The sequence below is a fragment of the Immundisolibacter sp. genome (genome assembly GCF_050250495.1).
Lineage (GTDB): Bacteria > Pseudomonadota > Gammaproteobacteria > Immundisolibacterales > Immundisolibacteraceae > Immundisolibacter.
Genome location: NZ_JBFWOM010000019.1, coordinates 1 through 23,630, shown reverse-complemented (window position 1 = coordinate 23,630; position 23,630 = coordinate 1). Strand labels below are relative to the sequence as shown.

Sequence of the window (23,630 nt, the reverse complement as noted above, 5' to 3'; positions counted from 1 at the left end):
GCATGGAAAAGATCGCCGTTCCGGACGCCTTCGACGCCGTGGCGCCGCGCTACGACCTGATGTGTCGGCTGAATCCGGGCTACGTCGGCATGCTGGCGGACGCCGCCCGAGCGCTCGCGCCGTTGCCGGTGCCGCGGCTGCTCGATCTGTGCTGCGGCAGTGGCCTGTCGACGCAGGCGCTGCGCCGCGCGCACCCCGGCGTGCCGATGGTGGCGCTCGATGGCTCGGCCGGCATGTTGGCGCAGGCGCGGCAAAAGGCGCTCGACCCGATCGAGTACCTGCAAGGCGACGCGCAGACGCCGGGGCGGTACCTCGCCGGCCCCTTCGGCGGGATTCTGATGTCCTATGGCCTGCGCAACGTGCGCGACCCGGACCGGGCACTCGTCGAGATCAAGGACCTGCTCGCGCCGGGCGGGCTGCTGGCGATCCACGACTACAGCCTCGCCGGCCCGGGCGCCGAGCGGCTGTGGCGCTTCATGTGCCGGGCGGTGGTGCGGCCGTTCTGCGCGGCGGTGTCGGGCGCGCCGCAGTTGTTCGAGTACCTGGAGGACAGCGTGCTCGATTTCGACCGCCGCGACGCGCTCGCCGCGCGGGTCGAGCGCGCCGGCTTCGAGCTGCTGCGCGTCATCCCCGGCCGGCTGTGGCAGCGCCAGATCGTGCACACCTTCATCGCCCGGCGGCCGGCATGAGGGCGTTCTCGCAACCGCATTTCGGCCGCGCCCGGCTCGCCGAGCCGCTGCGCGTGGCGGTACTGGGCGGCGGTCTTGCCGGCATCGCGGCGGCGGTGACGCTCGCCGAGCGCGGCGCCGCCGTCACGCTGCTGGAAGCCAACGCCGGGCTCGGCGGGCGGCTCGCCGCCTGGCCGGTCGAGGTGGCCGGCGAGCGCTTCGAGATGGACCGCGGCTTTCACGCCTTCTTCCGCAACTATTACAACTTGCGCGCGCTGCTGCGGCGGGTGGACCCGGCGCTCGACGGCCTTGTGCCACTCACCGATTACCCGATCCTGACGCCGGCCGGGCCGCTGTCGTTCGCCGACCTGCCGGCCAATGCGCTGCTCACGCTGCTGCCGCTGATGCGCCAGGTCGGGATCGGCATCGGCGATCTGCGCCGGGTGCGCATCGGCCACGCGCTCGCCATGCTCGGCTGGCACCCGCAGCGCACGCCGGCGCGCTGGGATGGGCTGAGTGCCGAGGACTGGCTGCGCGGGCTCAACTTTCCGCCGGCCGCGCGCATGCGCCTGCTGGATGTGTTCGCGCATAGCTTCTTCAACCCGACCGACGCGTTCTCGGCGGCGGACTTGTTGATGCTGTTCCACTACTACTTTTTCGGTAACCGCGAAGGGCTGGTGTTCGACGTGGCGCGGCGGCCGTTCGGGGCGTGGTTGTGGCGGCCGTTCGAGGCGCACCTGAGGGCCTTGGGTGTTGATCTGCGGCTCGGCTGCGCCGCGCAGGCCATCGCGCGTCACGATGACCACTGGCAGGTGCACACCGCAGACGGCCCGCTGACGGCCGACGAGCTGGTGCTGGCACTCGACGCCCCCGGCCTGCGGCGTGTTCTCGATGCCAGCGGCACGCTCGCGGCCGCCGTGCGCACGCCGCTGGAGCGCGTGCAGGCCACGCGGCCGTTCGCCGTGTGGCGGCTGTGGCTTGACCGGCCGGTCGACGCTGCGCGTGCGCCGTTCGCCGGCACGGCGGGTTACGACATCCTCGACAACGTGTCCGTGTACAGCGCGTTTCACGACGAGAGCGCCGACTGGGCGCGCCGCCACGGCGGCGCGGTGCTGGAGCTGCACGCTTACGGCCTCAACACCGAAGACGAGGCCGACATCCGCCGCCGCCTGCTCGGCGCGCTGCACGCGGTGTATCCCGAAACCGCCACGGCGCAGGTGCTCGGCGAGCAGTTCCTGCTGCGCGCCGACTGCCCGGCGTTTCCGCCTGGCAGTGCGGCGGATCGGCCGGGCGTCGGCACGGCCGATCCGACACTGGTGCTGGCGGGCGATCACGTGCGCCTGCCGTTTGCCTGCGCGCTGATGGAACGGGCCACGGCGTCCGGCGTGCTTGCCGCCAACACGCTGCTCGCGATGCACAGGGTGGACCCGGCTCCGCTGTGGACGGGTCCGCAGCGCGGGCTGCTCGCGCCGACACTGAGGGCCGCCTGATGCGCCGGGTAAGCGACGTGCACGGCCGGGCGCTGTGGCTGTTCGGGGCGGATCTTGGCGAACTGCCGGCGCCGTCCCGCGCCGACTGGCAGGCGGCTGAGCCCCGCTGGATCGCGGGCGCGCTGGAGCAGGCATTGGAACGCCCGGCCGGCGGCTGGCACGTGGTGGCGGGCTCCGCGGCTCTGCGCGGCAAGCCGATCGCGGCGCGCGTGCTGGGCCGCGATCTGGTGCTCTGGCGCAGCGCGCACGGCGTGCACGCGGCGGACGACCACTGCCCGCACCTTGGCGCACCCTGGTCGCAGGGACGGGTCGCCAATGGCGCCGTTATCTGCCCATGGCACGGCCTCGCGCTCGATGCCCAGGCGCCGTGCGCGGCGCTGCTGCCGGCGCATGACGACGGCGTGCTGGTGTGGGTGCAACTGCCGGGCGAGGAGCCGCTCGCGGCACCGGTGCTGCCAGCGCGGCCCACGGACTCGCTGGTATCCGTCATGACGCTGCCGGCGCGCTGCACGCCGCGCGAGGTGCTGGAAAACCGCCTCGACCCCTGGCACGGCGCGCACTTCCACGGCCATTCCTTCGCCCGCCTGAAGGTGCTGGAGCAGGCCGCGGACAGCATCACCGTGCGCGTGGCGTTTCGCGTGGCAGGACCGCTGGCGGTCGAGGTCGACGCGCGCTTTCACTGCCCGCAGCGGCGCTCGATCGCCATGACCATCGTCGCCGGCGAGGGGGTGGGCTCGGTGGTCGAAACGCACGGCACGACAGTCGACGCCGGCCGCTGTCAGATCACCGAGGCCGTGTTCGCGCACTCGGCACGGCCGGGCTTCGCGCTCGCACGGCGGCTCGGCTGGCTGCTGCGGCCGGTGGTGAGCCACGCCGCGCGGCGCCTGTGGATCGAGGACGCCGCTTACTGCGAGCGCCGTTATGAACTTCGCGCGCAGCCGGTGGCGCTGCGCCCGCTCGCCGTTTCACGTTCAGGTCAGCCTGAGGACAGTTCCGATGAACGACACGCCGCTCGATAGCATCGAATCGCCGGCCGAACTGCGCGCGCTGCCCGCGGACGCGCTGCCCGACGTCGCCCAGGCGCTGCGCGACGAGATCGTGCAGCTCGTGTCGCGCAGCGGCGGGCATCTTGCGTCCAGCCTCGGCGCGGTCGATTTGCTGGTCGCGCTGCATTACGTCTTCGATACGCCGCGCGACCGGCTGGTGCTGGATGTCGGTCATCAGGCCTACGCGCACAAGCTGCTCACCGGCCGGCGCGCGGACTTCGCCCGCATCGGCAAGGAAGGCGGGCCCGCCAAGTTCCTGCGCCGGGCGGAGTCGCCGTACGACGATTTCGGCGCCGGCCACGCCGGCACGTCCATCTCGGCCGCGCTCGGCATGGCGCGCGGCTTGCAGGCTGCCGGCGAGGACGCCTTTGCCGTAGCCATGATCGGCGACGGCGCGCTCACCGCCGGCATGGCGCTGGAGGCACTGAACCACGCCGGACACTTGAAGCAACCCAACCTGCTGGTGGTGCTGAACGACAACGAGATGTCGATCGAGCCGAACGTCGGCGCGCTCGGCGCGTTCCTGTCGCGCAAGCTGTCGGCGCCGTCGGCGCGGCGCCTGCGCCGTCTGGCCAAGGACGTGCTGGCGCCGCTGCCGCAGCCATTGCAGCAGCTCGCGCGCCGGGCGGAGCGCTCGGCCAAGGCGCTGCTGACGCCGGCCACGCTGTTCGAGGCGTTCGGCTTTCGCTATATCGGGCCGGTATCGGGCCACGACCTGCCGTCGCTGCTGGCGACGCTGAAGAACGCCCGCGCGATGATGGCGGGCGGCGAGGGGCCGGTGCTGGTGCACGCCATCACGCGCAAGGGCGCGGGCTACGCGCCGGCCGAGGCCAATCCGCTCAAGTACCACGGCGTGACGGCCTTCGATGCCGCCACCGGCGACATGCCCAAACCCGCCGCGACGGTGCCGTCCTACACGTCCGTGTTCGCGGATGCCGCCGTGCAGCTCGCGCGGGCGGACGAGCGCATCGTCGCCATCACCGCCGCCATGGCGGGCGGCACCGGGCTCGACCGCTTTGCCGCCGCGCTGCCGGAGCGTTTTCACGATGTCGGTATCGCCGAGCAGCACGCCGTCACCTTCGCGGCCGGCCTCGCCACCACGGGCCTGAAGCCGCTGGCGGCGATCTATTCCACCTTCCTGCAGCGCGGCTACGACCAGGTGGTGCACGACGTGTGCCTGCAGAACCTCGACGTCACGTTTGCACTCGACCGCGCCGGCCTGGTCGGCGCGGATGGCGCCACCCACCAGGGCCTGTTTGACTTGGCCTACCTGCGCTGCCTGCCGAACATGGTGCTGATGGCGCCGAAGGACGAGAACGAGCTGCGGCACATGCTGCGCACGGCCATCGAGCACCCCGGCCCGGCGGCGCTGCGCTACCCGCGCGGCAACGGGCTTGGCGTGGCGCTCGATGCCGACATCCGGGGGCTCGAGATCGGCCGCGGCGAGTTGCTGCGCGACGGCGGTGATCTCGCCATCGTCGCGCTCGGCAGCCGCGTGGCGCCGGCGCTCGACGCCGCCGCACGGCTTGCCGAGGCGGGCATCGAGGCGGCGGTGTTCAACGCCCGCTTCGTGAAGCCGCTCGACCTGCCGGCGATTGCCGATCTCGCCCGCCGCTGCGGGGCGCTGGTCACGGTGGAGGAACACGCGCTCGCCGGCGGCTTCGGCAGCGCCGTGCTGGAGGCGCTGGCGGGGCAGGGCATCCACGTGCCGACGCGGCTGCTGGCGGTGCCGGACACGCTGGTCGAGCACGGCGATCCGGCAGTGCAGCTTGCACGGTTTGGGCTCGATGCCGCCGGCATCGCGCGGTCGGCGCTCGGTCTGCTCGACGCGTGCGGCCGCTCGCGCCCGGCGCCGGGTGGCCACTTGCGGGGTGTTGCCTAGTACGGCACCTTAAAGACACGAGCGCGCTGGCACCGTATCGGCGCGCCGTATCGTTCACGGAGGAGCGAGCCATGAAGATCGATGACCTCGGCCACCCGGGCCACCTGGTGGACCCGGACACGGGGCTGGTCAGTCGCCGCGTGTTCACGGACCCCGACATCCACCGCCTGGAGCTGACGCGCATCTTTGCGCGCAGCTGGCTGTTCGTGGGCCACGACAGCGAACTGCCCAAACCCGGCGACTACGTGACGCGCGTGATGGGCGACGACCCGGTGATCCTGGCGCGCGGCCAGGACGGCGCGCTGCGCGTGTTCCTGAACGCCTGCCCGCACCGCGGCGCCCTGCTGTGCCGCGCGGACAGCGGCAACGCCATGGGCTATGTCTGTCCGTACCACGGCTGGAGCTTCGACAACACGGGCCGCCTCGCCGCCATGGCGGACGCGCCCGAGGCCTACAAGGGACGGGTGGATCTGGCCACCTTCGATCTGGTGCAGGCGCGCGTCGCCACGCACGCGGGGCTCATCTTCGCCACCTTTGACCCGCAGGCGCCGAGCCTCGACGACTACCTCGGCGACGCCCGCTGGTATATCGACATGCTGTTCGCGCGCACGCCGGGAGGCGCGCAGGCGCTGGGCGCGCCGGTGCGCTGGGTGGCGCGCAAGAACTGGAAATACGGCGCCGTGAATTTCGCCGCCGACGGCCCGCACGCGCTGAAGACGCACGGTCCGATCACGCGCAAGATCGCCGCCGGCATGCCGCTCGACGTGCTACGCGAGCTCGCCATCGCAGGTCCGGCGGTGCGCGCCGGCAACGGCCACGGCTGCATCTTCGTGGACCTGCCGCCCGGCATGCCGCCGTGGGTGGGCTTCCACCCCGGCATGGTCGAGCTGTACCAGAAGACCCTGAACCCGGGCCAGCTGAAGCTCAAGGCGAACATGTTCAACAAGGTGATGACCGTCTTTCCGAACCTGTCCTGGGTGCACTTTCCGATCAGCTTCGCGCCCGATCAGATGCCGGTGAATTTCTTCAACGTGCGCGTCTGGCAGCCGACCGGTCCCGACCGCACCGAAATCTGGAACTGGTTCTTCGCCGACCGGGAGGCGCCCGACGAGTACAAGCAGGCGAGTCTTGCGGCCGGCATCCGTACGTTCACTGCCGCCGGCACCTTCGACCAGGACGACGCCGAGGCCTGGGCGGCCATCGACGCCGGCAGCCGCGGCACCGTCGGCCGCGACCGCATGAGCAGCTTCCAGATGATCCTGGCCTCGCACGACGAGCGCATCGCGGACTTCCCCGGCCCGGGCGAGGCTTACCGCTCGACGTACTCGGAAATGTCCGAGTTCGGGCTGCTGCTGCGCTGGCGCGAACTGATGGCGGGCTGAGGCGATGGACACGCAACAACAGGTCGACGACGCCACCTACCGGCGCATCCTGAATTTTCTGTACGACGAGGCCGAGCTGTTCGACCAGCACGCCTACGGCCGCTGGCTGGAGCGCGTCACGCCGGACATCCGCTACCGCATGCCGGGGCGGGGTTTTCACGAGGGTCAGGCGCCGACGCCGACGTTCCAGAACGGCTACTACGACGACGACTACGCCACGCTGGCAACGCGCATCGAGCTGTGGTCACGGCCGTCCACCACCACCGCCGAGAGCCCGCCGACCATCACGCGGCACTTCGTGACCAACATCCGCGCCTGGGACGGGACCCAGCCCGGCACGTATCGGGTCACCAGCCACGTGCTGGTGTTCCGCGTGCGGCCGACGCAGAGCACGCCGTATTTCTTCTCCGGCCGGCGTGAGGATGTGCTGCGCGAGGAAGGCGGCGTGCTGCGCCTGGCGGCGCGGGACATCCTGATGGACGAAGTGGTGCTGATGAGCCCGAATCTGAGCTTTCTGGTCTGAGCCGGGCGACCGGTCAGCGCTTGCGTTCGGGGGTGCCCGCCCAGGTGCTCAGATCGCGCAGCAGCGCGTAGTCGTCCTTGGGGTCCGTGAACACGGCGTGCAGGCGCGCGCGTGCGTCCAGCACGTACAGCGTTTCGGAGTGCGTCACCGTATAGGCCGGGGCGCCGTGTCCGTCATGGCCGGCATGCCCGGCGTGTTCGTCGTGCTCCTGCGCCGTGTAGGCGTAGCTCACACCCAGCTCCTTGAGCAGCGGCGCGAGTTCACCGAGTGGCGCCGTGGCGCCGACGAAGTCCTGCCCGAACTGGCCGACGTACTCGGCAAGACGTTCGGGCGTGTCGCGCATCGGATCTACCGACACCAGCATGAAGCGCACCTTGGGACGGATGGCCTCCGGCAGGCGGCGCTGCACGCCGGCCAGGCGCGCGAGCGTGGTCGGGCACACGTCCGGGCAGTGCGTGAAGCCGAAGAACAGCACCGTCCAGCGGCCCGCAAGGCTTTCCGCCGTGACCGGCGCGCCGTGCTGGTCGAGGAGCTTCATGTGCTCGACCGGCCGCGGCGGCTTCAGCACCGTGGCGGCCAGCGCCAGCGGCGCGCACAAGGCCAGCAGCAGGGCTGCGAGCAGCGGGCGATATACTCCGCGTGCGCAAATCTTGCGCTGACCCATCCGCATGACCTTGAAAACCCTCACGTTTCACCGCTCCGGCGACGGCGCGGCGGCGCAGTTTAGCAGCGCGCCGCCGCTGTCCCTGTACGTGCACCTGCCGTGGTGCGTGCGCAAGTGCCCGTACTGCGACTTCAATTCGCACGCCGCCGCGGGCCCGGTCCCCGAGAACGACTACATCGACGCGCTGCTGCGCGATCTCGAAGCCGACCTGCCGCGGGTGTGGGGGCGGCCGGTGGTGAGCGTGTTCATTGGCGGCGGCACGCCGAGCCTGTTCGATCCGACGTCCATCGACCGGATGCTGTCGGAGCTGCGCGCGCGCCTGTCGTTGTTGGGCGGCGCCGAGATCACGATGGAGGCCAACCCCGGCACGCTCGATACCGCGCGTCTGAAGGGCTTCGCCGACGCCGGCGTGAACCGGCTCTCGCTCGGCGTGCAGAGTTTCGACGATGGCGCGCTCAAGGCGCTCGGGCGCATTCACGACGGCGCCGCGGCGCGCCAGGCGGTGGAGGTGGCGCTTAACAGCGGCTTCGAGCGCGTGAACATCGACCTCATGTACGGCCTGCCGGGGCAGGACGTGGCGCGGGCGCTGGCCGATCTCGACGCCGCGCTGGCGCTCGATCCGGGCCACGTGTCCTGGTACCAGCTCACGGTCGAGCCGAACACGGTGTTCTACAGCGCGCGGCCCGGGTTGCCGACGCCGGAAGCGCTGGCGGATATCGAGGCGGCGGGTCTTGAACGTCTCGCCGGCGCGGGTTACCGACGCTACGAGGTGTCCGCTCACGCCCGGCTCGGGCAGGAATGCCGGCATAACGTGAACTACTGGCAGTTCGGCGACTACCTCGGCATCGGCGCCGGCGCGCACGGCAAGCTCACCTCGGCCGAGGGCATCCTGCGTCTGGCCAAGTACCGCCAGCCGCAGGCGTATATGACGCACGCGACGGCCGGTGATGCGGCGGCCGAGCAGCGCTGGGTGGCGCCGTCGGAGCGGGCGTTCGAGTTCCTGCTGAATGCGCTGCGCCTGACCGACGGCTTCACCTGGCGGCAGTTCGCCGAACGCACGGGCCTGTCGCCGATCGCCATCCGCCCGCGGCTTGAAGCCGCCGCGGGGCAGGGCCTGATCGCACTCGACGCCGAGGGCGCGCGCGCCACGACGCGCGGTTTCGAACTGCTGGACAGCGTGCTCGAACCGTTCCTGCCCGACACGGCGCTGGCGTGACGGCCACCGAACTGCTGGGCGCCGACGGGCCGTTGGTTGAAGCCCTGCCGGGTTTCGCGCCGCGCGCGACGCAGCTTGAGATGGCCGAGGCGGTGGAAGCCGCCATCGCCGAGCGGGCCACGCTGCTGGTCGAGGCCGGCACTGGTACCGGCAAGACCTTCGCATACCTGCTGCCGGCGCTGCTCGGCGGGCGCAAGGCGCTGATCGCTACCGGCACACGCGCGCTGCAAGACCAGCTTTTTCACCGCGACCTGCCGACGTTGCAACGGGCGCTGGGTCTTGCCGTCGACACGGCGCTGCTGAAGGGTCGCGCCAATTACCTGTGCCCGCACCGGCTGGAGCGCCTGCTGGCGGGCGATTTCGGTGTCGATCTCACGCTGCACCCGGCGCTCGCCGCGGTGCGCGGGTTTGCCGAGCGCTCGCCGGACGGCGATCTCGACACGCTCGAAGACCTCTCGCCGCAGTCGAGTCTGCGGCCGTTCGTGACCTCCACCGGCGACAACTGCCTGGGGCAGGACTGCCCGCAGATCGGCGAGTGCTTTTTGCTCAAGGCCCGCCGCGCCGCGCAGCAGGCGGATCTGGTGGTCGTTAACCATCACCTGTTCTTCGCCGACCTGTCGCTGAAGGAAACCGGTTTCGGCGAGGTGCTGCCGGACGCCGACGTGTTCGTGTTCGACGAGGCGCACCTGCTGCCGGACGTGGCGACGCTGTTCTTCGGCGTGAGTCTCGGCAGCCTGCAACTGGTGGATCTGGCGCGCGATCTGGTCGCGCTGGCGGGGACGCTTGGCGACGTGCCGGAATTGCCGGCGCAGGCCGAGGCGCTGCGCGCGGCGGCGGCGGAACTGCTGGCCTCGCTCGGCGAGCCGGCGCGGCGCGAGCCCTGGCCGGGGCGGTTGCCGGCGCGCTTTGCGGCGGCTTTGCAGGCGATTCGCGACGCGCTGGCCGTGCTGGCACCGGCGCTCGAAGCACTCGAAGGCCGCAGCACCGATCTCGACAACGCCGCCGCGCGGGTGGCCTTGCTGCAAGGCCGTCTTGCGCCGTTTCTGGCGGAAAGCCAGGCCGATCAGGTGCGCTGGATCGACGTGCGCGCGCGCTCCTGCACGCTGCACGCGAGCCCCGTGGACGTGGCGCCGCTGTTCACGGAGCGCTTCGCGCGCGCCGGCCGGGCCTGCGTGTTCACGTCCGGCACGCTTGCGGTGGCCGGGCAGTTCGGGCACTTCGTGCAGCGCCTGGGACTCGCCGACGCGCGCACGCTGGCGCTGCCGGGCGGCTTCGACTACCGCGAGCGGGCCTTGCTGTACCTGCCGCCGGACCTGCCGGAGCCGTCCGATCCCGGCTACACGGATGCGCTGGTCGATGCCGCATTGCCGGTGCTGCGGGCGAGCCGCGGGCGGGCCTTCATGCTGTTCACCAGCCACAGCGCGCTGCGCCGGGCGGCGACGCGGCTGCGCCATGTCGACGGCTTTACGCTGCTGGTCCAGGGCGAGCGGCCGAACGGCGAACTGCTGGCGCAATTCCGCCGCGCCGCGGCGCCGCTGCTGCTCGGCACCGGCAGCTTCTGGCAGGGCGTGGACGTGCGCGGCGAGGCGCTGTCCTGCGTCATCGTAGACAAGCTGCCGTTCGCCTCGCCGGGCGAGCCGATCGTCGCCGGGCGCATAGCGCACCTGCGCGCGCAGGGTCAGGATCCATTCAACGACTACCAGCTCCCGCACGCCGTGATCACGCTGAAACAAGGTCTCGGACGGTTGATCCGCGACGCCGGCGACCGCGGCGTGCTGATGGTGGGCGACCGGCGCCTCGTCGGGCGCGGCTACGGCAAGGTGTTCCTGCAGAGCCTGCCGGACATGCCGATTACGCGGGACATCGACGACGTGCAGCGCTTTTTTCAGGAGACCCCGGCGTGAACCTGCTGGCGCTCGAAACCGCCACCGACTGCTGCTCCGTGGCGCTGCTGGTGGGCGACGAGGTGATCGAGGACCACCGCCTCGCGCCGCGCCAGCACGCGGCGCTGATCCTGCCGATGATCGACGGCGTGCTCGCCGCGGCCGGCGTGACACGCCATGCGCTCGATGCCATCGCGTTTGGCCGCGGCCCCGGTGCCTTCACCGGCCTTCGCATCGCCGCTGGCGTGGCGCAGGGCCTTGCGCTCGGGCTCGACCGGCCGGTGGTGCCGGTCTCGACGCTCGCCGCACTGGCGCAGGCGAGCGGGGCAGGGCGCGTGCTGGCGGCGCTCGACGCGCGCCTGGGCGAGGTCTATTACGGCTACTACACGCGCGGCGCCGACGGGCTGGTAGTGGCCGATGTCGACGACGCCCTGGCGCCGCCTGACGCGATCGCGCTGCCCGCGACTACGGACTGGCGCGGCGTGGGCGTGGGTCCAGGCTGGGCGGCCTACGGCGAGGTGCTCGCCGCTCGACTGGGTGAGCGCATCGACGCGGTCGCTGGGGACGCGCAGCCGCGGGCGGGTGGTCTAGCCCGGCTGGCGGCGGCGGCGTTTCTGCGCGGCGAGGCGGTGTCCGCCGAGTTGGCGTTGCCGACGTATCTGCGCGACCGGGTCACGCACGGCGGCTAGAGGCCGGCTAGCGCAGGTCCGCCGGCAACCGCCCCCGATCCGGCCGCGCCAGCTCCGGCGGCAGGCGGAAGATGGTCTCCTCGGCAATGCCGGCCTGGCTGCGCGTGGCGGTGAGGCCCCAATCGCGCAGTCGTTCGAGTACGCCGTCCACCAGCCGCTGCGGCGTGGACGCGCCGGCGGTGATGCCAATGCGGTTGTCCGGTGCGAACCAGGCGCGGTCGAGTCCCGAGGCGTCGCTGACGAGGTAAGACGGCAGGCCGGCGCGCTCGCCGACCTCGCGCAGGCGGTTCGAGTTCGAGCTGCTGCGGCTGCCGACCACCAGCAGCACGTCGATGTCGCCGAGCAGCGCCTTGACGGCGTTCTGGCGGTTCTGCGTGGCGTAGCAGATGTCGTTGGTGTCCGGCCCGCGGGCGGCCGGGAAGCGTTTTTTGAGCGCGTCGATCACGTCGCGGGTGTCGTCGAGCGACAGCGTGGTCTGCGTCACATAGGCGACGCGCGCCGGATCCTTCACCACGAGATCCGCCACCTCGTGCGGCTCCCCGACCACGTGGACGCGGCCTTTCACGCTGCCGCGCGTGCCCTCGACTTCCGGGTGCCCGGTGTGGCCGACGATGACCACGTCGTAGTCCTGTGCCGCGTAGCGCTGCGCCTGGCCGTGCACCTTGGTGACCAGCGGGCAGGTGGCGTCGATGCTTTTCAGACCCCGTGCGGCGGCGGCTTCGACCACGCTGTCGGCCACGCCGTGGGCGCTGAAGATGGCGCGCGCGCCGGGCGGAATCTCGTCCACGGTCTCGACGAACACGGCGCCGCGGGCGCGCAGGTCGTCCACCACGTGCCGGTTGTGGACGATCTCGTGCAGCACGTAGACGGGTGGGCCGTAGAGTTCGAGCGCGCGCTCGACGATGTCGATGGCGCGCACCACGCCGGCGCAAAAGCCACGGGGTTCGGCAAGGATCGCGTGCATGGAAGAAGCGGTGAGGGGGCTGACGCGTACCATACCGCAGCCCCGCAGCCGGCGCGCCGCGGAATTCAACGAACAAGGAACTGCGTGGTCAGTCTCGCCCCGGTATTGCAACAGGCGCTGCTGCCGGTCGGCGGCATCATGGCGGTCGGTTACGTGTGGCGGCGCCTGCGCCCGGGCGGCATCGACGCGCCGACGGCGCGGCGCGTGATCGGCGCGCTCGTGATGTACGTCTACTACCCGGCGCTGGCCTTTCACACGGTGGTGCGGGCCGAGGTGAATGCCGAGCTGATACTGGCGCCGCTGCTGACCATGTTCGCCATCGTGCTCGGCATGGCGCTCGCGTTCGGGTTGTTCCGGCAGCGCTTCTTTGCACTCAGCGGCCCGGCGCAGCTCGGCGCGCTCATCATCGGCTGCGGCCTGCCGAACATCATCTCGCTCGGCATCCCAGTCATGCAGACCTTGTTCGGGCAGGGCGGGGCGCGATACGCCATCTATTCCGACATCCTCGGCATCAACCCGCTGTTCTGGTCGCTCGCGCTGTGGGTGGCGGTGCGCTGCGGAAACCACGGTGAGCACTTGCAGACGCCGGCGCAGTTCCTGCGCGTGCTGAGCAAGCTGCCGCCGATCTGGGCATTCGTGATCGGCTTTGCGCTGAACGTGCTCGGCATCCCGATCGCGCCGTGGCTCGACAAGGCGAGCGGCATGCTCGGCTACGCCACCATGCCGGCCATGCTGCTCACGGTCGGCATGTCGCTGGCGTTCGGGCACTTCCGGCTGCACTGGCGGCCGATTGCGGGCGTGGCGCTGATCAAGCTGCTGCTGGTGCCGCTGGCGGTATACGGCCTTGCCCATGCCATTACGGGGCCGGGCGAGCTGACCGTCGCCACGACCTTGCTGATGGGCATGCCGACCATGATGGCGGCGATGATCCTCAGCGAGCGCTTCGGGCTCGACACGGAGCTGCTGGCGGCGGTGATGGTCGGCTCGACACTGCTGTATTTCGTGACGCTGCCGGTTGGCATGGCAATTCTGCTGTGACCCGGTTGCCAGTGGCGGCAAACATTCATTAAGGTGCGTGGCTGCGTTGCGGTGCGGAAAATGCCTGCGCCGGCGCAGTCCTGAATCACCGACGGCGGGGCCAAGACGTGGCGGATCACACGACGATCAAGAAGGTGGCGGTGCTCGGCGCCGGCAACATGGGGGCCGGCATCGCGGGGCAGGTGGCGAACGCCGGCCTGCCGGTGTTGCTGCTGGATGTCACCCGCGAGGCCGCCGAGCGCGGCAAGCAGGACTTGTTCAAGCGCAAGCCGGCGCCGCTGATGAGCGCCGCCGCCGCCGACCTGATCGAGACCGGCGGGTTCGATCAGGACCTCCCGCGCCTGGCCGAAGCCGACTGGATCGTCGAGGTGGTGGTCGAGCGCCTGCCGGTCAAGCAGGCGCTGTTCGAGCGGGTCGAGCGCGTGCGCCGGCCGGGTTCAATCGTCAGTTCCAACACGTCCGGTATTCGCCTTTCGGAAATCACCGCCGGGCTGCCGGCGAGTTTTGCGGCCGATTTCTGCATCACACACTTCTTCAACCCGCCGCGCTACATGGGCCTGCTGGAGCTCATCGCCGGCCCCGCCACGCGGCCGGACGCGGTAGACACGCTGCGCGCGTTCTGCACCGTGCAGCTTGGCAAGGAAGTGGTGGACGCGCGCGACACGCCGTCGTTCATCGGCAACCGCATCGGCATCCTCGCCATGCTGGCCGGCGTGCGGGCGGCGCAGCGCCACGGCCTCACCGTGGAGCAGGCGGATGCCGTGGCCGGCAAGCCCATCGGCTGGCCGGGCACGGGCGTGTTCGGCCTGATCGATCTGGTCGGTCTCGACGTGCTGGCGGATGTCGCGCGCAACATGCAAAGCCAGTTGCCGGCCGGCGACCCGGCGCACCCGCTGCTGGAGCTGCCGCCGCTGCTCAAGACCCTGCTGGAGCGCGGCTGGATCGGCCGCAAGGCCGGCGGCGGCTTCTACCGCATGACGGCTGATAAGCAGCGCGAGGCGCTCGATCTGTCGACCTTGGAATACCGCCCTGCGCAGAAGGTGGATCTCGCCAGCGCCAAGGCGCGCGGCCCGAAGGACGTACTGGCCGGCGACGATGCCGGCGCGCGCTTTGCGGCCGACATGCTGGGCTACACGCTGGCCTATACCGCGACCGTGGCCAGCGAGATTGCCGGGGACGTGCGCGCCATCGACACCGCCATGCGCGAGGGCTATTCCTGGCGCGCCGGGCCGTTCGAGCTGCTGGACGAGATCGGTCTTGCCGGGTTCGTCGAGCGCCTGGCGGCGGCGGGTGAGCCGGTGCCGGCGCTGCTGCAAAAGGCGCAGGCGACAGGCGATGGGCGGTTTTATCGGGAAGAAGCCGACGGCCCCGAATACCTCGGCTTCGACGGCGCGTATCACGCCGCACCAAGCGCGGCCGGCACGCTGGCAGTCGCCGACCTGCGCCGCGCCGGCAAGCCCGTGCTCGGCAACGCGTCCGCCAGCCTGTGGGACATGGGTGACGGCGTGGCGCTGCTCGAATTCCACACCAAGATGAACGCGCTCGACGAGTTCTCGGTCGAGGCGATGGAGCTGACGCTGGACCGCGTCGGGCGGGACTTTCAGGCGCTGGTGATCGGCTCCGACGCGCCGCATTTCTGCGCCGGGGCCAATCTGAAACGCATGCTGGATGCCGCCCGCGCCGGCGACTTCACGTTCCTGGACGGCTTCATCGACGGCCTGCAGCACGCGCTGATGGGCTTCAAGTACGCGCCGTTCCCGGTGGTGGGCGCGCCGCGCGGGCTGGCGCTTGGCGGTGGCTGCGAGGTGCTGCTGCACTGCAACGTCCTGCAGGCGCACGCGGAGCTGAACGCGGGCCTGGTCGAGCTGCGCGTCGGCCTGCTGCCGGCCGGCGGCGGCACCAAGGAAATGACGCTGCGGCACCTCGACGCCGGCGTCGAGCGCGGCTTCGATCTGGTCGTGGGTTCGGTGACGTCAAGTTCGGCCGCCGACGCCCGCGCCATGCGCGTGCTGACCGATTACTGCGCCATCACCATGCACCGCCGGCGCGTGCTGGCGGATGCCAAGGCGCTGGCCCGGCGCATGGTCGGTGCCTACGCGCCGGCGAGACCGGCGGTGGTCAACCTGCCCGGCCCGGCCGGGCGGGCGGCGCTCGAAGCACGCGTCGCGCCGCAGGTCGAGGCCGGTAAAATGACCGCCCACGACGCCGTGGTGGCCAGCCACATCGCCGCCGTGATGAGCGGCGGCGCCGGCGGCGAGGTGACCGAGCACGACCTGTTGCGCCTGGAGCGCGAGCACTTCCTCGAACTGCTGCGCCTGCCGCCGTCGCAGGCGCGCATGGAGCACATGCTGGCCACCGGCAAGCCGCTGCGTAACTGACAACACAGAACACCGGAGAGACCAGCGGCCATGAGCGAACGCGACGTGATCGAGTTCGACGTACTGATCGTCGGCGCTGGCCCGTCGGGCCTGGCGACCGCCATCCGTCTGAAGCAGCTCAGCCCCGACACGAGCGTGTGCCTGATCGACAAGGCCTCGCAGATCGGTGCGCAGATCCTGTCCGGCGCCGTCATCGAGCCGCAGGCGCTGGATGAGCTGCTGCCCGGCTGGCGCGACAACCCGCCGCCGGTGTGCGTGCCGGTACGCCACGACGAGTTCGCGTACCTGACCAAGACCGGCCGCATCACGTCGCCGGTGGTGCCGCCGCAGATGAACAACCACGGCAACTTCATCGTGTCGCTGGGCGCGCTGTGCGCGTGGCTTGCGCCGCAGGCCGAAGCGCTGGGCGTCGAGGTATTCCCGGGCTTCGCCGCCGCCGAGCCGCTGTTCGACGAGGCCGGGCAGCGCGTGATCGGCGTGCGCATCGGCGACATGGGCATCGACAAGGCCGGCGAGCAGAAGGACAGCTACACGCAGGGCATCGACATCCACGCCAAGACCACCGTGCTGGCCGAGGGTTGCCGGGGCAGTCTTGCCAAGCAGCTCATCCGGCATTTCGGGCTCGATGCCGGCGTGGACCCGCAGACCTACGGCATCGGCATGAAGGAGCTGTGGCAGTTGCCGGCCGGTCGCGGTGATCCGGGCCTCGTGCAGCACACGGTCGGCTGGCCATTGAAGTCAGACACTTACGGCGGCAGCTTCATCTATCACCTGACGGATGATCGCGTCGCCGTCGGCTTCGTGGTCGGGCTCGATTACCGCGACCCGAACTTCTCGCCGTTCGAGGCGTTCCAGCAGTTCAAGCACCACCCGAGCGTGAAGCCGCTGCTCGAAGGCGGCACGATCATCTCGACCGGTGCCCGCGCGCTGGTGGAGGGCGGCCTGCAGTCGCTGCCGCGCCTGTCCATGCCGGGTGCGCTGCTGGTGGGCGACGCCGCCGGCAAGATCAACGTGCCCAAGATCAAGGGCACGCACATGGCGCTCAGGAGCGGCATGCTCGCCGCCGAGCACCTGGTGGCGGACGCGCCGGACCGCTTCGACGCCGGCTGGCGCGCCTCGCCCTCGGCGGCGGAATTGAAGCGCGTGCGCAACATCCGCCCGGGCTTTCACCGCGGCCTGTGGTTGGGTCTCGCCAATGCGGCGCTCGAAACCGCCGTCGGCGGGCGCACGCCCTGGACGCTGCGCAACCACGCGGACCACAGCGCGCTGCACCTGCTGTCCGCAGGTGAACCGCCGCCGGATTACGTGGAGCGCACGCTGGAGCCGCGCGACCGCCTGGCGTCGGTGTACTTCGCCGCCACCGAGCACGACGAGGACCAGCCGGTGCACCTGCGGGTGGCCGACACCAGCATCTGTGTGGACCGCTGCCGCACCGAATACGGCAATCCCTGCACGCGCTTCTGTCCCGCCAACGTGTACGAGATGGTGGAGGAGGACGGCCAGCCGCGTTTGCAGATCAACGCCGCCAACTGCGTGCACTGCAAGACCTGCGACATCAAGGATCCGTACCAGATCATCACCTGGGTGCCGCCGGAGGGCGGGTCTGGTCCCAATTACGTCAATCTGTAAGGCCGTCCTGCGGTCGTTTCCCGAGGAGAAAGCATGAAAGTCCTGGTGGGCGTCAAGCGCGTGGTGGACTACAACGTCCGCATCCGCGTCAAACCCGACGGCAGCGGTGTGCTCACCGACGGCGTCAAGATGAGCATGAACCCGTTCGACGAGATCGCCGTCGAGGAGGCCATACGGCTGCGCGAGCGCGGCGTGGCGACGGAGCTGGTTGCCGTCAGCATCGGCCCGCAGGCGGTGCAGGAGCAGCTGCGCACGGCGCTCGCGATGGGCATGGACCGCGCCGTCCACGTCGAGACCACCGACGCGCTGCAGCCGCTCGAAGCCGCGCAGATCTTCAAGGCGCTGGCCGACCAGGAGCAGGCGCAGATCGTGCTCCTCGGCAAGCAGGCCATCGACGACGACGCCAACCAGACCGGCCAGATGCTGGCCGCGCTGTGGGACCGGCCGCAGGCCACCTTCGCCTCGGCCATCGAAATCAACGGCAACACCGCGCGCGTGACGCGCGAGGTGGACGCCGGCCTCGAGGTGATCGACGTCGACCTGCCGGCCGTGTTCACGAGCGATCTGCGTCTGAACGAACCGCGCTACGTGAAGCTGCCGGAGATGATGAAGGCGAAGAAAAAGCCGCTCGACGTCAAATCCGCCGCCGACCTGCTCGGCGCCGGCACAACGCGTCTGCAGACGGGATCGGTGCGCCCGCCGGCCGCGCGCGGCGCCGGCATCAAGGTCAAGAGCGTGGAAGAACTGGTGGCCGAACTGCAGGGCCGGGGGCTGATCTGATGGCAAAGGTACTCGTCATCGCCGAACACGACGGCGCCAAACTGAACGCCGGCACCGCCAAGGTGCTGGCCTGCGCCGGCGCGCTGGGCGCGCAGGCCATCGACGTGCTGGTCTGCGGCACAGACGGTAGCGGTCTCGACACCGTCTGCACGCAGGCGGCGGCGCTCGCCGGCGTGAGCTGCGTGCTCAAGAACGCCCGCGCCGAGAACGCCGCGCCGCTCGCCGCCGTGCTGGCGCCGCAGATCGCGGACATCGCTGCCGGCTACGACCATGTGCTCGGCCCGTCCACCACCTTCGGCAAGGACCTGCTGCCGCGCGTTGCCGGCCTGCTGTGCGCGCCGGCAGTGAGCGACATCATGACCGTGCTCGGCCCGCGGCAGTTCGAGCGGCCCATCTACGCCGGCAACGCCATCCTCACCGTGACCGTACCGGACGGCAGCAAGGTGGTGGGCACCGTGCGCGTGGCGTCCTACAAGGCCGTCGGCGAGCAGGCCCCGGCGCCGGTGGAGGCGGTGAGCGCCAACGCCGCGCTGCCGACACACACGCGCTTTGTCGAACTGCGCGCCGGCGCCAAGGATCGGCCGGATCTGCAGTCGGCCAGCAAGGTCGTGTCCGGCGGGCGGGGTGTCGGCAGCGGCGAGAACTTCCGCCTCATCTTCGAGCTGGCCGACAAGCTCGGCGCCGCGGCCGGTGCGTCGCGCGCGGCGGTGGACGCCGGCTTCGTGCCGAACGACATGCAGGTCGGCCAGACCGGCAAGGTCGTGGCGCCGGAGCTGTACGTCGCGGTCGGCATCTCGGGCGCCATTCAGCATCTGGCCGGCATCAAGGACGCCGGCACCATCGTCGCCGTCAACAAGGACGCCGACGCGCCGATTTTCGAGGTGGCGGACATCGGTCTCGTGGCAGACCTGTTCGAGGCCGTGCCGGCGCTGGTGAAGGCACTGCCCTGAGAGAGTCGCGCGGCCCGCACACAGGCGCCTGACGGGCGCGCGTGGCGGGCTTCGCTGGGCTGGCGCGGGAACGGGCAAAAAAAACCAACCGCGGACGGTTGGTTTTTTTCGTGGATGGTGGAGGCGGCGGGAATCGAACCCGCGTCCGCAAGTCCTCTGCCTTCGGCTCTACATGCTTATCCCAGTCTATTGTTTTAACCGGCCACCACCCGACGGGCAGGGAAGGCTACCGGCGATCCTGAAAGGTTTTAACGGGTTGGCCCCAGGCTGGCCGCGCCGCGAGCCGGTGTGAGTCGACGCCTGAACCCCGAACGCACGGGCACATCCGGTCAGACGGCACCCTACTGGGTTTTAAGCAGCGAGTGCGTAGTTGTCGTCGTTGGCAACTATCTTTTTGCAGCGTGATTTACGAGGTCACTGCACCTCGGCATGCACCTTAGGTTTCGCAACCCACGTCGAAGCCAGGTCGCCCCCAAGTCGAATCGTGAGACAGCATAGCCGGCCCGGGAGTTCCGTGCCAGTACGGCGAGCGGCCTTGGGGCAGGATGCCCCAACGCGGGCATGCGCCAAGCGTCTGCCCGCGGAGCCCGTCGCGGCTGTGCCGCGACGCGGCGAGCTGGAAAACGCCATGGATGGCGTTTTCTAGTGTCGTTTAAGCAGCCGGCTGCGTTCGCGTTGCCAGTCGCGATCGCGCTCGCTGTCGCGCTTGTCGTGCGCCTGCTTGCCCTTGGCAAGGCCAACCTCCACCTTGCACAGGCCGCGCTTCCAGTACAGCGCCAGCGCGAGCAGCGTGTAGCCCTTGCGCTCCACGGCGCCGATCAGCTTGTTGAGTTCCTCGCGGTGCAGCAGCAGGCGGCGGGTGCGGCGCGGCTCGGGCTCGAAGTGGGTCGACACGGTCGGCAGCGGCGTGATCAGGGCGCCGAGCAGGAAGGCCTGGTTGTTCTTGATGATCACGTAGCTGTCGACGAGCTGCACGCGCCCGGCGCGCAGGCTCTTGACCTCCCAGCCCTGCAACTCGATGCCGGCCTCGTAGCGGTCCTCAAGGAAATAGTCGTGGCGCGCCTTCTTGTTGACGACGATGCTGGCGGGGCTGGACATGGTCGGGCGGCCGGCGGACAGGGCCGGGCATTGTAGGGGAACCGGCCCCCGGGGCGGCTTGGTTATCATGCCGGCAGGCAAACGACGGGTTCGGGACGGCAGACGGATGGCGGCAACGCGGGAAATACGCAAGTCGGTGGTGGTGGCGCACAGCGCGCCGGACATGTTCTGCCTGGTCAACGACGTCGAGTCCTATCCGCAGTTTCTGCCCTGGTGTTCGTCGGCGCGCGTGCTCGACCGGGACGACGCGACCATGCTGGCGAGTCTGGACATGGCCATGGCCGGCCTGCACAAGCGCGTCACCACGCGCAACCTGCTGGAGCCGCATCGGCGCGTGGAGCTGCGCCTGGTGGAGGGGCCCTTCAGCCGCTTTCACGCCGTGTGGACCTTCGACGAACTGGCGCAGGCGCAAACCCGCGTCGGGTTCCACCTGTCTTACGCGCTCGCCGGTCGACTGCTCGGCGCGGCCCTGGGCGCGGTCCTTGGCGTGGTGGCAGACGGGCTGGTGGACGCTTTCTGTCGTCGCGCGGACGTGCTCCATGGCCGGCGCTGAAACCGTGCAGGTCGAGATTGCCTGGCCGGACGGCGCCGATTACCGCGTGGTGATGGTGGAATTGGCGGCTGGCGCCACGGTGCGCGGGGCGCTCGTTGCCGGTGGGTTTGGGGAATGGGCAGGCGCTCTTGGCGTGTTTGGCGAGCCGGTGGAAACCGACAGCTCGCTGCGGGACGGCGATCGCCTGGAGCTGTATGCCCCCCTGCGGGTGGACCCCAAAACGGCGCGCCGGCGCCGTGCGGCGGCGGCCGAAAAAAATCGCGCTGGCGGGTGAAACTTTTTCCGGCGGCTGCCGGTCTTAACCAGCGACACCTCTGCGAGGTATCACCCGCTTCCCCTCCCTGAGCGGGTTTTCTTCTAGCCCGGCCCCTTGCGGCCGGGTTTTTTTTGTCCGGCGTCGGCCGGCTTACAGCGAGTGCCAGTCCGCCAGCAGTGTGCGCAGCGCCGCCACGAAGGCGAGCGGCTGGTCCAGGAACAGGTGGTGGTGCGACTGCGGTATCGCCGCCACTGGCCCCCGGCTGTCCACCAACTGGTGCACGTAGGCGCGGACCTCGGGCGGGAACAGCTTGCTCTGTTCGCCGTACAGGATGCCGATGCGGCAGCGCACGGCGCGCAGCTCCTCTGCCTGCTCGCCGACCTTGATGTGGGCGAGCCCCCGGTCGTCGAACTTCCAGGTGAAGAACCCGTCCGGCGTTTCGATGATCGAGCGCCGGCCGATGTAGTCCAGGATGTAGCCGTTCTCGCAGGGCTGTTCCGGGATCAGCCGAAACCGCGCCAGCGCACTGTCAAAGTCCGGGTAGTCGCGCCGCGGCTGGCGCAGCGGGTTTCGCGCCGTGCCGGGGAACTGAAATCCTGGCGGGCGGATGGGCGAGTCGGCCATCACGAGTCCGCCGACCCGCTCCGGGCGGTTGGCTGCCGCCCGCAGGCACACGGCCCCACCGAGACTGTGCCCGACCAGCGTCACGTCCGGCCCGAAGCCGGCGTCCTCGCACACGCCAATCGCCTCGGCGGCGAAGTCGTCCAGCGCGTACTGCTCGCGCCGGCCGCTCTCGCCCATGCCGGACAAGTCCATCGCCGCCACGCGGTGATCGGCCGCCAGCCACGGCGCGATGAAGTCCCACCAGTGGCTGTGCGCGCCGCCGCCGTGCACCAGCAGCAGCGGTGGGCCGGATTCGCCCCAGCGACGGTAGTGGATGCTGCAACCGGCGACCTGCACCCAGTGCGGATCGGCCGGCGTGCCGACCGCCTCGTGAAACCAGTCGGGGGGATCGACGATCATTTCTTCTGGTGCTTGCGGAAGTCGGGCGGGCGCTTTTCGTTGAAGGCGCGCACGCCTTCCTTCGATTCCTCGGTGTCGTAGTACAGCGACAGCGCCTGCAGGCCCATGGCGGCCTGGCCGCGAATCTGCTCGCTGTCGGCGTTGAAGGAACGCTTGGCGATGGCCAGCGCCGTCGGGCTCTTGGCCAGGATCTCGGCGCACCAGGCGGCGACCTCCGCGTCGAGCTGGTCGTGCGGAACGACCTTGTTGACGAGCCCCATGCGCTCGGCCTCCTCGGCGCTGTAGCGGCGGCACAGGTACCAGATCTCGCGCGCCTTCTTCTCGCCGACGATGCGTGCGAGATACGCCGTGCCGAAGCCGGGGTCGATCGATCCGACCTTGGGTCCCACCTGCCCGAACTGCGCCTTGTCAGACGCGATGGTCAGATCGCACAGCACCGCCAGCACGTTGCCGCCACCGATGGCAAAGCCCTGCACGCGGGCGATGACGGGCTTCGGCACGTCGCGGATGACGGTGTGCAGTTCCTCGACCGGCAGGCCGATGGTGCCGCGCCCGCCGTAGCTGCCGGCGTGGGATTTCTGGTCACCGCCGGTCGAGAACGCCTTGTCGCCGGCGCCGGTCAGCACGATGACGCCGATGTCCGGGTTCCAGCCGGCGCGCTGGAAGGCGTGGATCAGCTCCTCGACGGTCTGCGCACGAAACGCGTTGTAGACCTCCGGGCGGTTGATGGTGATGGTGGCGACGCCGTCCTGTTCGGCGTACAGAAGATCCTGATAGTCCACGAGGTTTCCTGTCGTCTGGATGAAGTCAGCGCGCGTCGCGCAGTTTGCGGCCTGTGCCAGCGAGTTGCTTAAGCAGGTCCGGCACTGCAAAACGCGGTCCGACGCGCGCGGCGAGCGCCTCGCAGTCGGCCACGAAGCGGTCCACGCCCACCGTGTCGATGTACGCGAACACGCCGCCGGCCCACGGCGGAAAGCCCCAGCCGAGCAGCGAGGCGACATTGCCGTCGGTGGTATTGCCTACCACGCCCTCGGCGAGGCAGCGCACCGCTTCCACGGCCTGGATGTGCAGCAGGCGCTGCTTGACGGCGGCGACGTCCGGCTGGCGCGCGGCGCGCGGGAAGTGGTCGGCGAGCCCCGGCCACAGGCGCCGACCGGCGTCGGTGTAGTCGTAAAAGCCCTTGCCCGACTTCTTGCCGAGCCGGCCGAGCCGTTCCACGAACAGTTCGATCACCGGCGCCGACGGCGGCGGCGTGTAGGCGCTGCCCAGATCCGCCCGCGTCTGCTTGATCACCTTCTGCAGCAGGTCGAGCGCCACCTCGTCCGCCACCGCGAGCGGACCTAGCGGCATGCCGGTCTGCCGGCCGGCGTTTTCGAGCAGCGCCGACGCCACGCCCTCGGCGAGCATGGCCATGCCTTCCTCGAAGTAGGTGCTGAACACGCGGCTGGTGAAAAAGCCGCGGCTGTCGTTGACCACCACCGGCGTCTTGCCGATGCGCGCCACGAAGTCGAGCGCCTG

At 70.3% G+C, this 23,630-nt stretch carries 22 protein-coding genes and 1 other RNA gene; 16 read left to right on the top strand and 7 right to left on the bottom strand.

Going from position 1 to position 23,630, the window contains the following annotated elements; genetic code table 11:
- Window positions 1-2: 2 nt before the first annotated feature.
- The 6 genes from AB7F93_RS11575 (at window position 3) to AB7F93_RS11550 (ending at window position 6,991) form a co-directional block, all read left to right on the top strand.
- Complete coding sequence (locus AB7F93_RS11575) at window positions 3-689, top strand: class I SAM-dependent methyltransferase (RefSeq protein ID WP_428303065.1); 687 nt, start codon at window positions 3-5, stop codon at window positions 687-689.
- The gene (locus AB7F93_RS11570) at window positions 686-2,158 is read left to right on the top strand and encodes an FAD-dependent oxidoreductase (protein WP_428303064.1); all 1,473 of its coding nucleotides are present in this window, start codon (window positions 686-688) and stop codon (window positions 2,156-2,158) included. The genes AB7F93_RS11575 and AB7F93_RS11570 overlap by 4 nt, the downstream gene beginning before the upstream one ends.
- Entirely contained in the window at window positions 2,158-3,177 is a 1,020-nt protein-coding gene (locus AB7F93_RS11565; RefSeq protein WP_428303063.1) for a DUF5914 domain-containing protein, read from the top strand. The genes AB7F93_RS11570 and AB7F93_RS11565 overlap by 1 nt, the downstream gene beginning before the upstream one ends.
- Window positions 3,155-5,086: a 1-deoxy-D-xylulose-5-phosphate synthase gene (dxs, locus tag AB7F93_RS11560; RefSeq protein WP_428303062.1), complete on the top strand. Its 1,932-nt coding sequence runs from the start codon at window positions 3,155-3,157 to the stop codon at window positions 5,084-5,086. The genes AB7F93_RS11565 and dxs overlap by 23 nt, the downstream gene beginning before the upstream one ends.
- 71 nt (window positions 5,087-5,157) lie before the next feature.
- On the top strand, window positions 5,158-6,468 hold the full coding sequence (locus AB7F93_RS11555) for an aromatic ring-hydroxylating oxygenase subunit alpha (RefSeq protein WP_428303061.1): 1,311 nt from the start codon (window positions 5,158-5,160) through the stop codon (window positions 6,466-6,468).
- Between the two features lie 4 nt (window positions 6,469-6,472).
- Window positions 6,473-6,991 (top strand): aromatic-ring-hydroxylating dioxygenase subunit beta, encoded by a 519-nt coding sequence (locus AB7F93_RS11550; protein ID WP_428303060.1) that lies wholly within the window; start codon window positions 6,473-6,475, stop codon window positions 6,989-6,991.
- Window positions 6,992-7,004: 13 nt separating this feature from the next.
- Here AB7F93_RS11550 and AB7F93_RS11545 read toward each other — a convergent pair whose 3' ends face one another.
- A complete protein-coding gene (locus AB7F93_RS11545; RefSeq protein WP_428303059.1) occupies window positions 7,005-7,679 on the bottom strand; it encodes an SCO family protein in 675 nt (224 codons plus the stop codon).
- On the opposite strand from AB7F93_RS11545, the gene hemW reads away from it, so the two are divergent.
- From hemW to tsaB, 3 genes are read left to right on the top strand one after another with little or no spacing between them, the layout of a single operon-like run.
- Complete coding sequence (gene hemW, locus AB7F93_RS11540; protein WP_428303058.1) at window positions 7,660-8,871, top strand: radical SAM family heme chaperone HemW; 1,212 nt, start codon at window positions 7,660-7,662, stop codon at window positions 8,869-8,871. The two genes, AB7F93_RS11545 and hemW, sit on opposite strands and share 20 nt — an antisense overlap.
- Entirely contained in the window at window positions 8,868-10,775 is a 1,908-nt protein-coding gene (locus AB7F93_RS11535) for an ATP-dependent DNA helicase (RefSeq protein WP_428303057.1), read from the top strand. Before hemW ends, AB7F93_RS11535 begins: the two co-directional genes overlap by 4 nt.
- The gene (tsaB, locus tag AB7F93_RS11530; protein WP_428303056.1) at window positions 10,772-11,443 is read left to right on the top strand and encodes a tRNA (adenosine(37)-N6)-threonylcarbamoyltransferase complex dimerization subunit type 1 TsaB; all 672 of its coding nucleotides are present in this window, start codon (window positions 10,772-10,774) and stop codon (window positions 11,441-11,443) included. Before AB7F93_RS11535 ends, tsaB begins: the two co-directional genes overlap by 4 nt.
- Window positions 11,444-11,450: 7 nt before the next feature.
- Here the strand turns inward: tsaB and ispH are convergent, their stop codons facing one another.
- Window positions 11,451-12,407 (bottom strand): 4-hydroxy-3-methylbut-2-enyl diphosphate reductase, encoded by a 957-nt coding sequence (ispH, locus tag AB7F93_RS11525; protein WP_428303055.1) that lies wholly within the window; start codon window positions 12,405-12,407, stop codon window positions 11,451-11,453.
- A gap of 84 nt (window positions 12,408-12,491) precedes the next feature.
- Here ispH and AB7F93_RS11520 point away from each other — a divergent pair, with 84 nt between their 5' ends.
- From AB7F93_RS11520 to AB7F93_RS11500, 5 genes are all read left to right on the top strand, one after another.
- A complete protein-coding gene (locus AB7F93_RS11520; RefSeq protein ID WP_428303054.1) occupies window positions 12,492-13,445 on the top strand; it encodes an AEC family transporter in 954 nt (317 codons plus the stop codon).
- A gap of 107 nt (window positions 13,446-13,552) precedes the next feature.
- Window positions 13,553-15,823, top strand: coding sequence for a 3-hydroxyacyl-CoA dehydrogenase NAD-binding domain-containing protein (locus AB7F93_RS11515; RefSeq protein ID WP_428303053.1), 2,271 nt, complete (start codon window positions 13,553-13,555; stop codon window positions 15,821-15,823).
- A gap of 30 nt (window positions 15,824-15,853) precedes the next feature.
- Window positions 15,854-17,452 carry an electron transfer flavoprotein-ubiquinone oxidoreductase gene (locus tag AB7F93_RS11510; RefSeq protein ID WP_428303052.1) on the top strand — a complete coding sequence of 533 codons (1,599 nt, stop codon included), beginning with the start codon at window positions 15,854-15,856 and terminating at the stop codon, window positions 17,450-17,452.
- A 33-nt stretch (window positions 17,453-17,485) separates the two neighbouring features.
- Window positions 17,486-18,232: an electron transfer flavoprotein subunit beta/FixA family protein gene (locus AB7F93_RS11505; RefSeq protein ID WP_428303051.1), complete on the top strand. Its 747-nt coding sequence runs from the start codon at window positions 17,486-17,488 to the stop codon at window positions 18,230-18,232.
- Window positions 18,232-19,182 (top strand): FAD-binding protein, encoded by a 951-nt coding sequence (locus AB7F93_RS11500; RefSeq protein ID WP_428303050.1) that lies wholly within the window; start codon window positions 18,232-18,234, stop codon window positions 19,180-19,182. The genes AB7F93_RS11505 and AB7F93_RS11500 overlap by 1 nt, the downstream gene beginning before the upstream one ends.
- Before the next feature lie 115 nt (window positions 19,183-19,297).
- On the opposite strand, the gene ssrA is transcribed toward AB7F93_RS11500, so the two are convergent.
- Together ssrA and smpB are read right to left on the bottom strand one after the other, a co-directional pair.
- Window positions 19,298-19,656, bottom strand: a transfer-messenger RNA (tmRNA) gene (gene ssrA, locus AB7F93_RS11495).
- A gap of 168 nt (window positions 19,657-19,824) precedes the next feature.
- Window positions 19,825-20,280: an SsrA-binding protein SmpB gene (gene smpB / locus AB7F93_RS11490; RefSeq protein WP_428303049.1), complete on the bottom strand. Its 456-nt coding sequence runs from the start codon at window positions 20,278-20,280 to the stop codon at window positions 19,825-19,827.
- A gap of 106 nt (window positions 20,281-20,386) precedes the next feature.
- On the opposite strand from smpB, the gene AB7F93_RS11485 reads away from it, so the two are divergent.
- Window positions 20,387-20,833 carry a type II toxin-antitoxin system RatA family toxin gene (locus tag AB7F93_RS11485; protein ID WP_428303048.1) on the top strand — a complete coding sequence of 149 codons (447 nt, stop codon included), beginning with the start codon at window positions 20,387-20,389 and terminating at the stop codon, window positions 20,831-20,833.
- The gene (locus tag AB7F93_RS11480) at window positions 20,820-21,107 is read left to right on the top strand and encodes an RnfH family protein (RefSeq protein WP_428303047.1); all 288 of its coding nucleotides are present in this window, start codon (window positions 20,820-20,822) and stop codon (window positions 21,105-21,107) included. The genes AB7F93_RS11485 and AB7F93_RS11480 overlap by 14 nt, the downstream gene beginning before the upstream one ends.
- Window positions 21,108-21,239: 132 nt before the next feature.
- Here the strand turns inward: AB7F93_RS11480 and AB7F93_RS11475 are convergent, their stop codons facing one another.
- From AB7F93_RS11475 to AB7F93_RS11465, 3 genes are all read right to left on the bottom strand, one after another.
- Window positions 21,240-22,112, bottom strand: coding sequence for an alpha/beta fold hydrolase (locus tag AB7F93_RS11475; RefSeq protein ID WP_428303046.1), 873 nt, complete (start codon window positions 22,110-22,112; stop codon window positions 21,240-21,242).
- A complete protein-coding gene (locus AB7F93_RS11470) occupies window positions 22,109-22,894 on the bottom strand; it encodes an enoyl-CoA hydratase-related protein (RefSeq protein WP_428303045.1) in 786 nt (261 codons plus the stop codon). Before AB7F93_RS11470 ends, AB7F93_RS11475 begins: the two co-directional genes overlap by 4 nt.
- Window positions 22,895-22,919: 25 nt before the next feature.
- The coding region (locus AB7F93_RS11465; RefSeq protein ID WP_428303044.1) for a 3-hydroxyacyl-CoA dehydrogenase family protein at window positions 22,920-23,630 on the bottom strand (711 nt) is incomplete at its 5' end.

Bases quoted from the DNA above. Each gene is read 5' to 3' on its own strand.
- AB7F93_RS11575 (WP_428303065.1), top strand. From the start codon at position 3: ATGGAAAAGATCGCCGTTCCGGACGCCTTCGACGCCGTGGCGCCGCGC.
- AB7F93_RS11570 (WP_428303064.1), top strand. From the start codon at position 686: ATGAGGGCGTTCTCGCAACCGCATTTCGGCCGCGCCCGGCTCGCCGAG.
- AB7F93_RS11565 (WP_428303063.1), top strand. From the start codon at position 2,158: ATGCGCCGGGTAAGCGACGTGCACGGCCGGGCGCTGTGGCTGTTCGGG.
- dxs (WP_428303062.1), top strand. From the start codon at position 3,155: ATGAACGACACGCCGCTCGATAGCATCGAATCGCCGGCCGAACTGCGC.
- AB7F93_RS11555 (WP_428303061.1), top strand. From the start codon at position 5,158: ATGAAGATCGATGACCTCGGCCACCCGGGCCACCTGGTGGACCCGGAC.
- AB7F93_RS11550 (WP_428303060.1), top strand. From the start codon at position 6,473: ATGGACACGCAACAACAGGTCGACGACGCCACCTACCGGCGCATCCTG.
- hemW (WP_428303058.1), top strand. From the start codon at position 7,660: ATGACCTTGAAAACCCTCACGTTTCACCGCTCCGGCGACGGCGCGGCG.
- ispH (WP_428303055.1), bottom strand. From the start codon at position 12,407: ATGCACGCGATCCTTGCCGAACCCCGTGGCTTTTGCGCCGGCGTGGTG.
- AB7F93_RS11510 (WP_428303052.1), top strand. From the start codon at position 15,854: ATGAGCGAACGCGACGTGATCGAGTTCGACGTACTGATCGTCGGCGCT.
- AB7F93_RS11505 (WP_428303051.1), top strand. From the start codon at position 17,486: ATGAAAGTCCTGGTGGGCGTCAAGCGCGTGGTGGACTACAACGTCCGC.
- AB7F93_RS11500 (WP_428303050.1), top strand. From the start codon at position 18,232: ATGGCAAAGGTACTCGTCATCGCCGAACACGACGGCGCCAAACTGAAC.
- smpB (WP_428303049.1), bottom strand. From the start codon at position 20,280: ATGTCCAGCCCCGCCAGCATCGTCGTCAACAAGAAGGCGCGCCACGAC.
- AB7F93_RS11485 (WP_428303048.1), top strand. From the start codon at position 20,387: ATGGCGGCAACGCGGGAAATACGCAAGTCGGTGGTGGTGGCGCACAGC.
- AB7F93_RS11480 (WP_428303047.1), top strand. From the start codon at position 20,820: ATGGCCGGCGCTGAAACCGTGCAGGTCGAGATTGCCTGGCCGGACGGC.
- AB7F93_RS11475 (WP_428303046.1), bottom strand. From the start codon at position 22,112: ATGATCGTCGATCCCCCCGACTGGTTTCACGAGGCGGTCGGCACGCCG.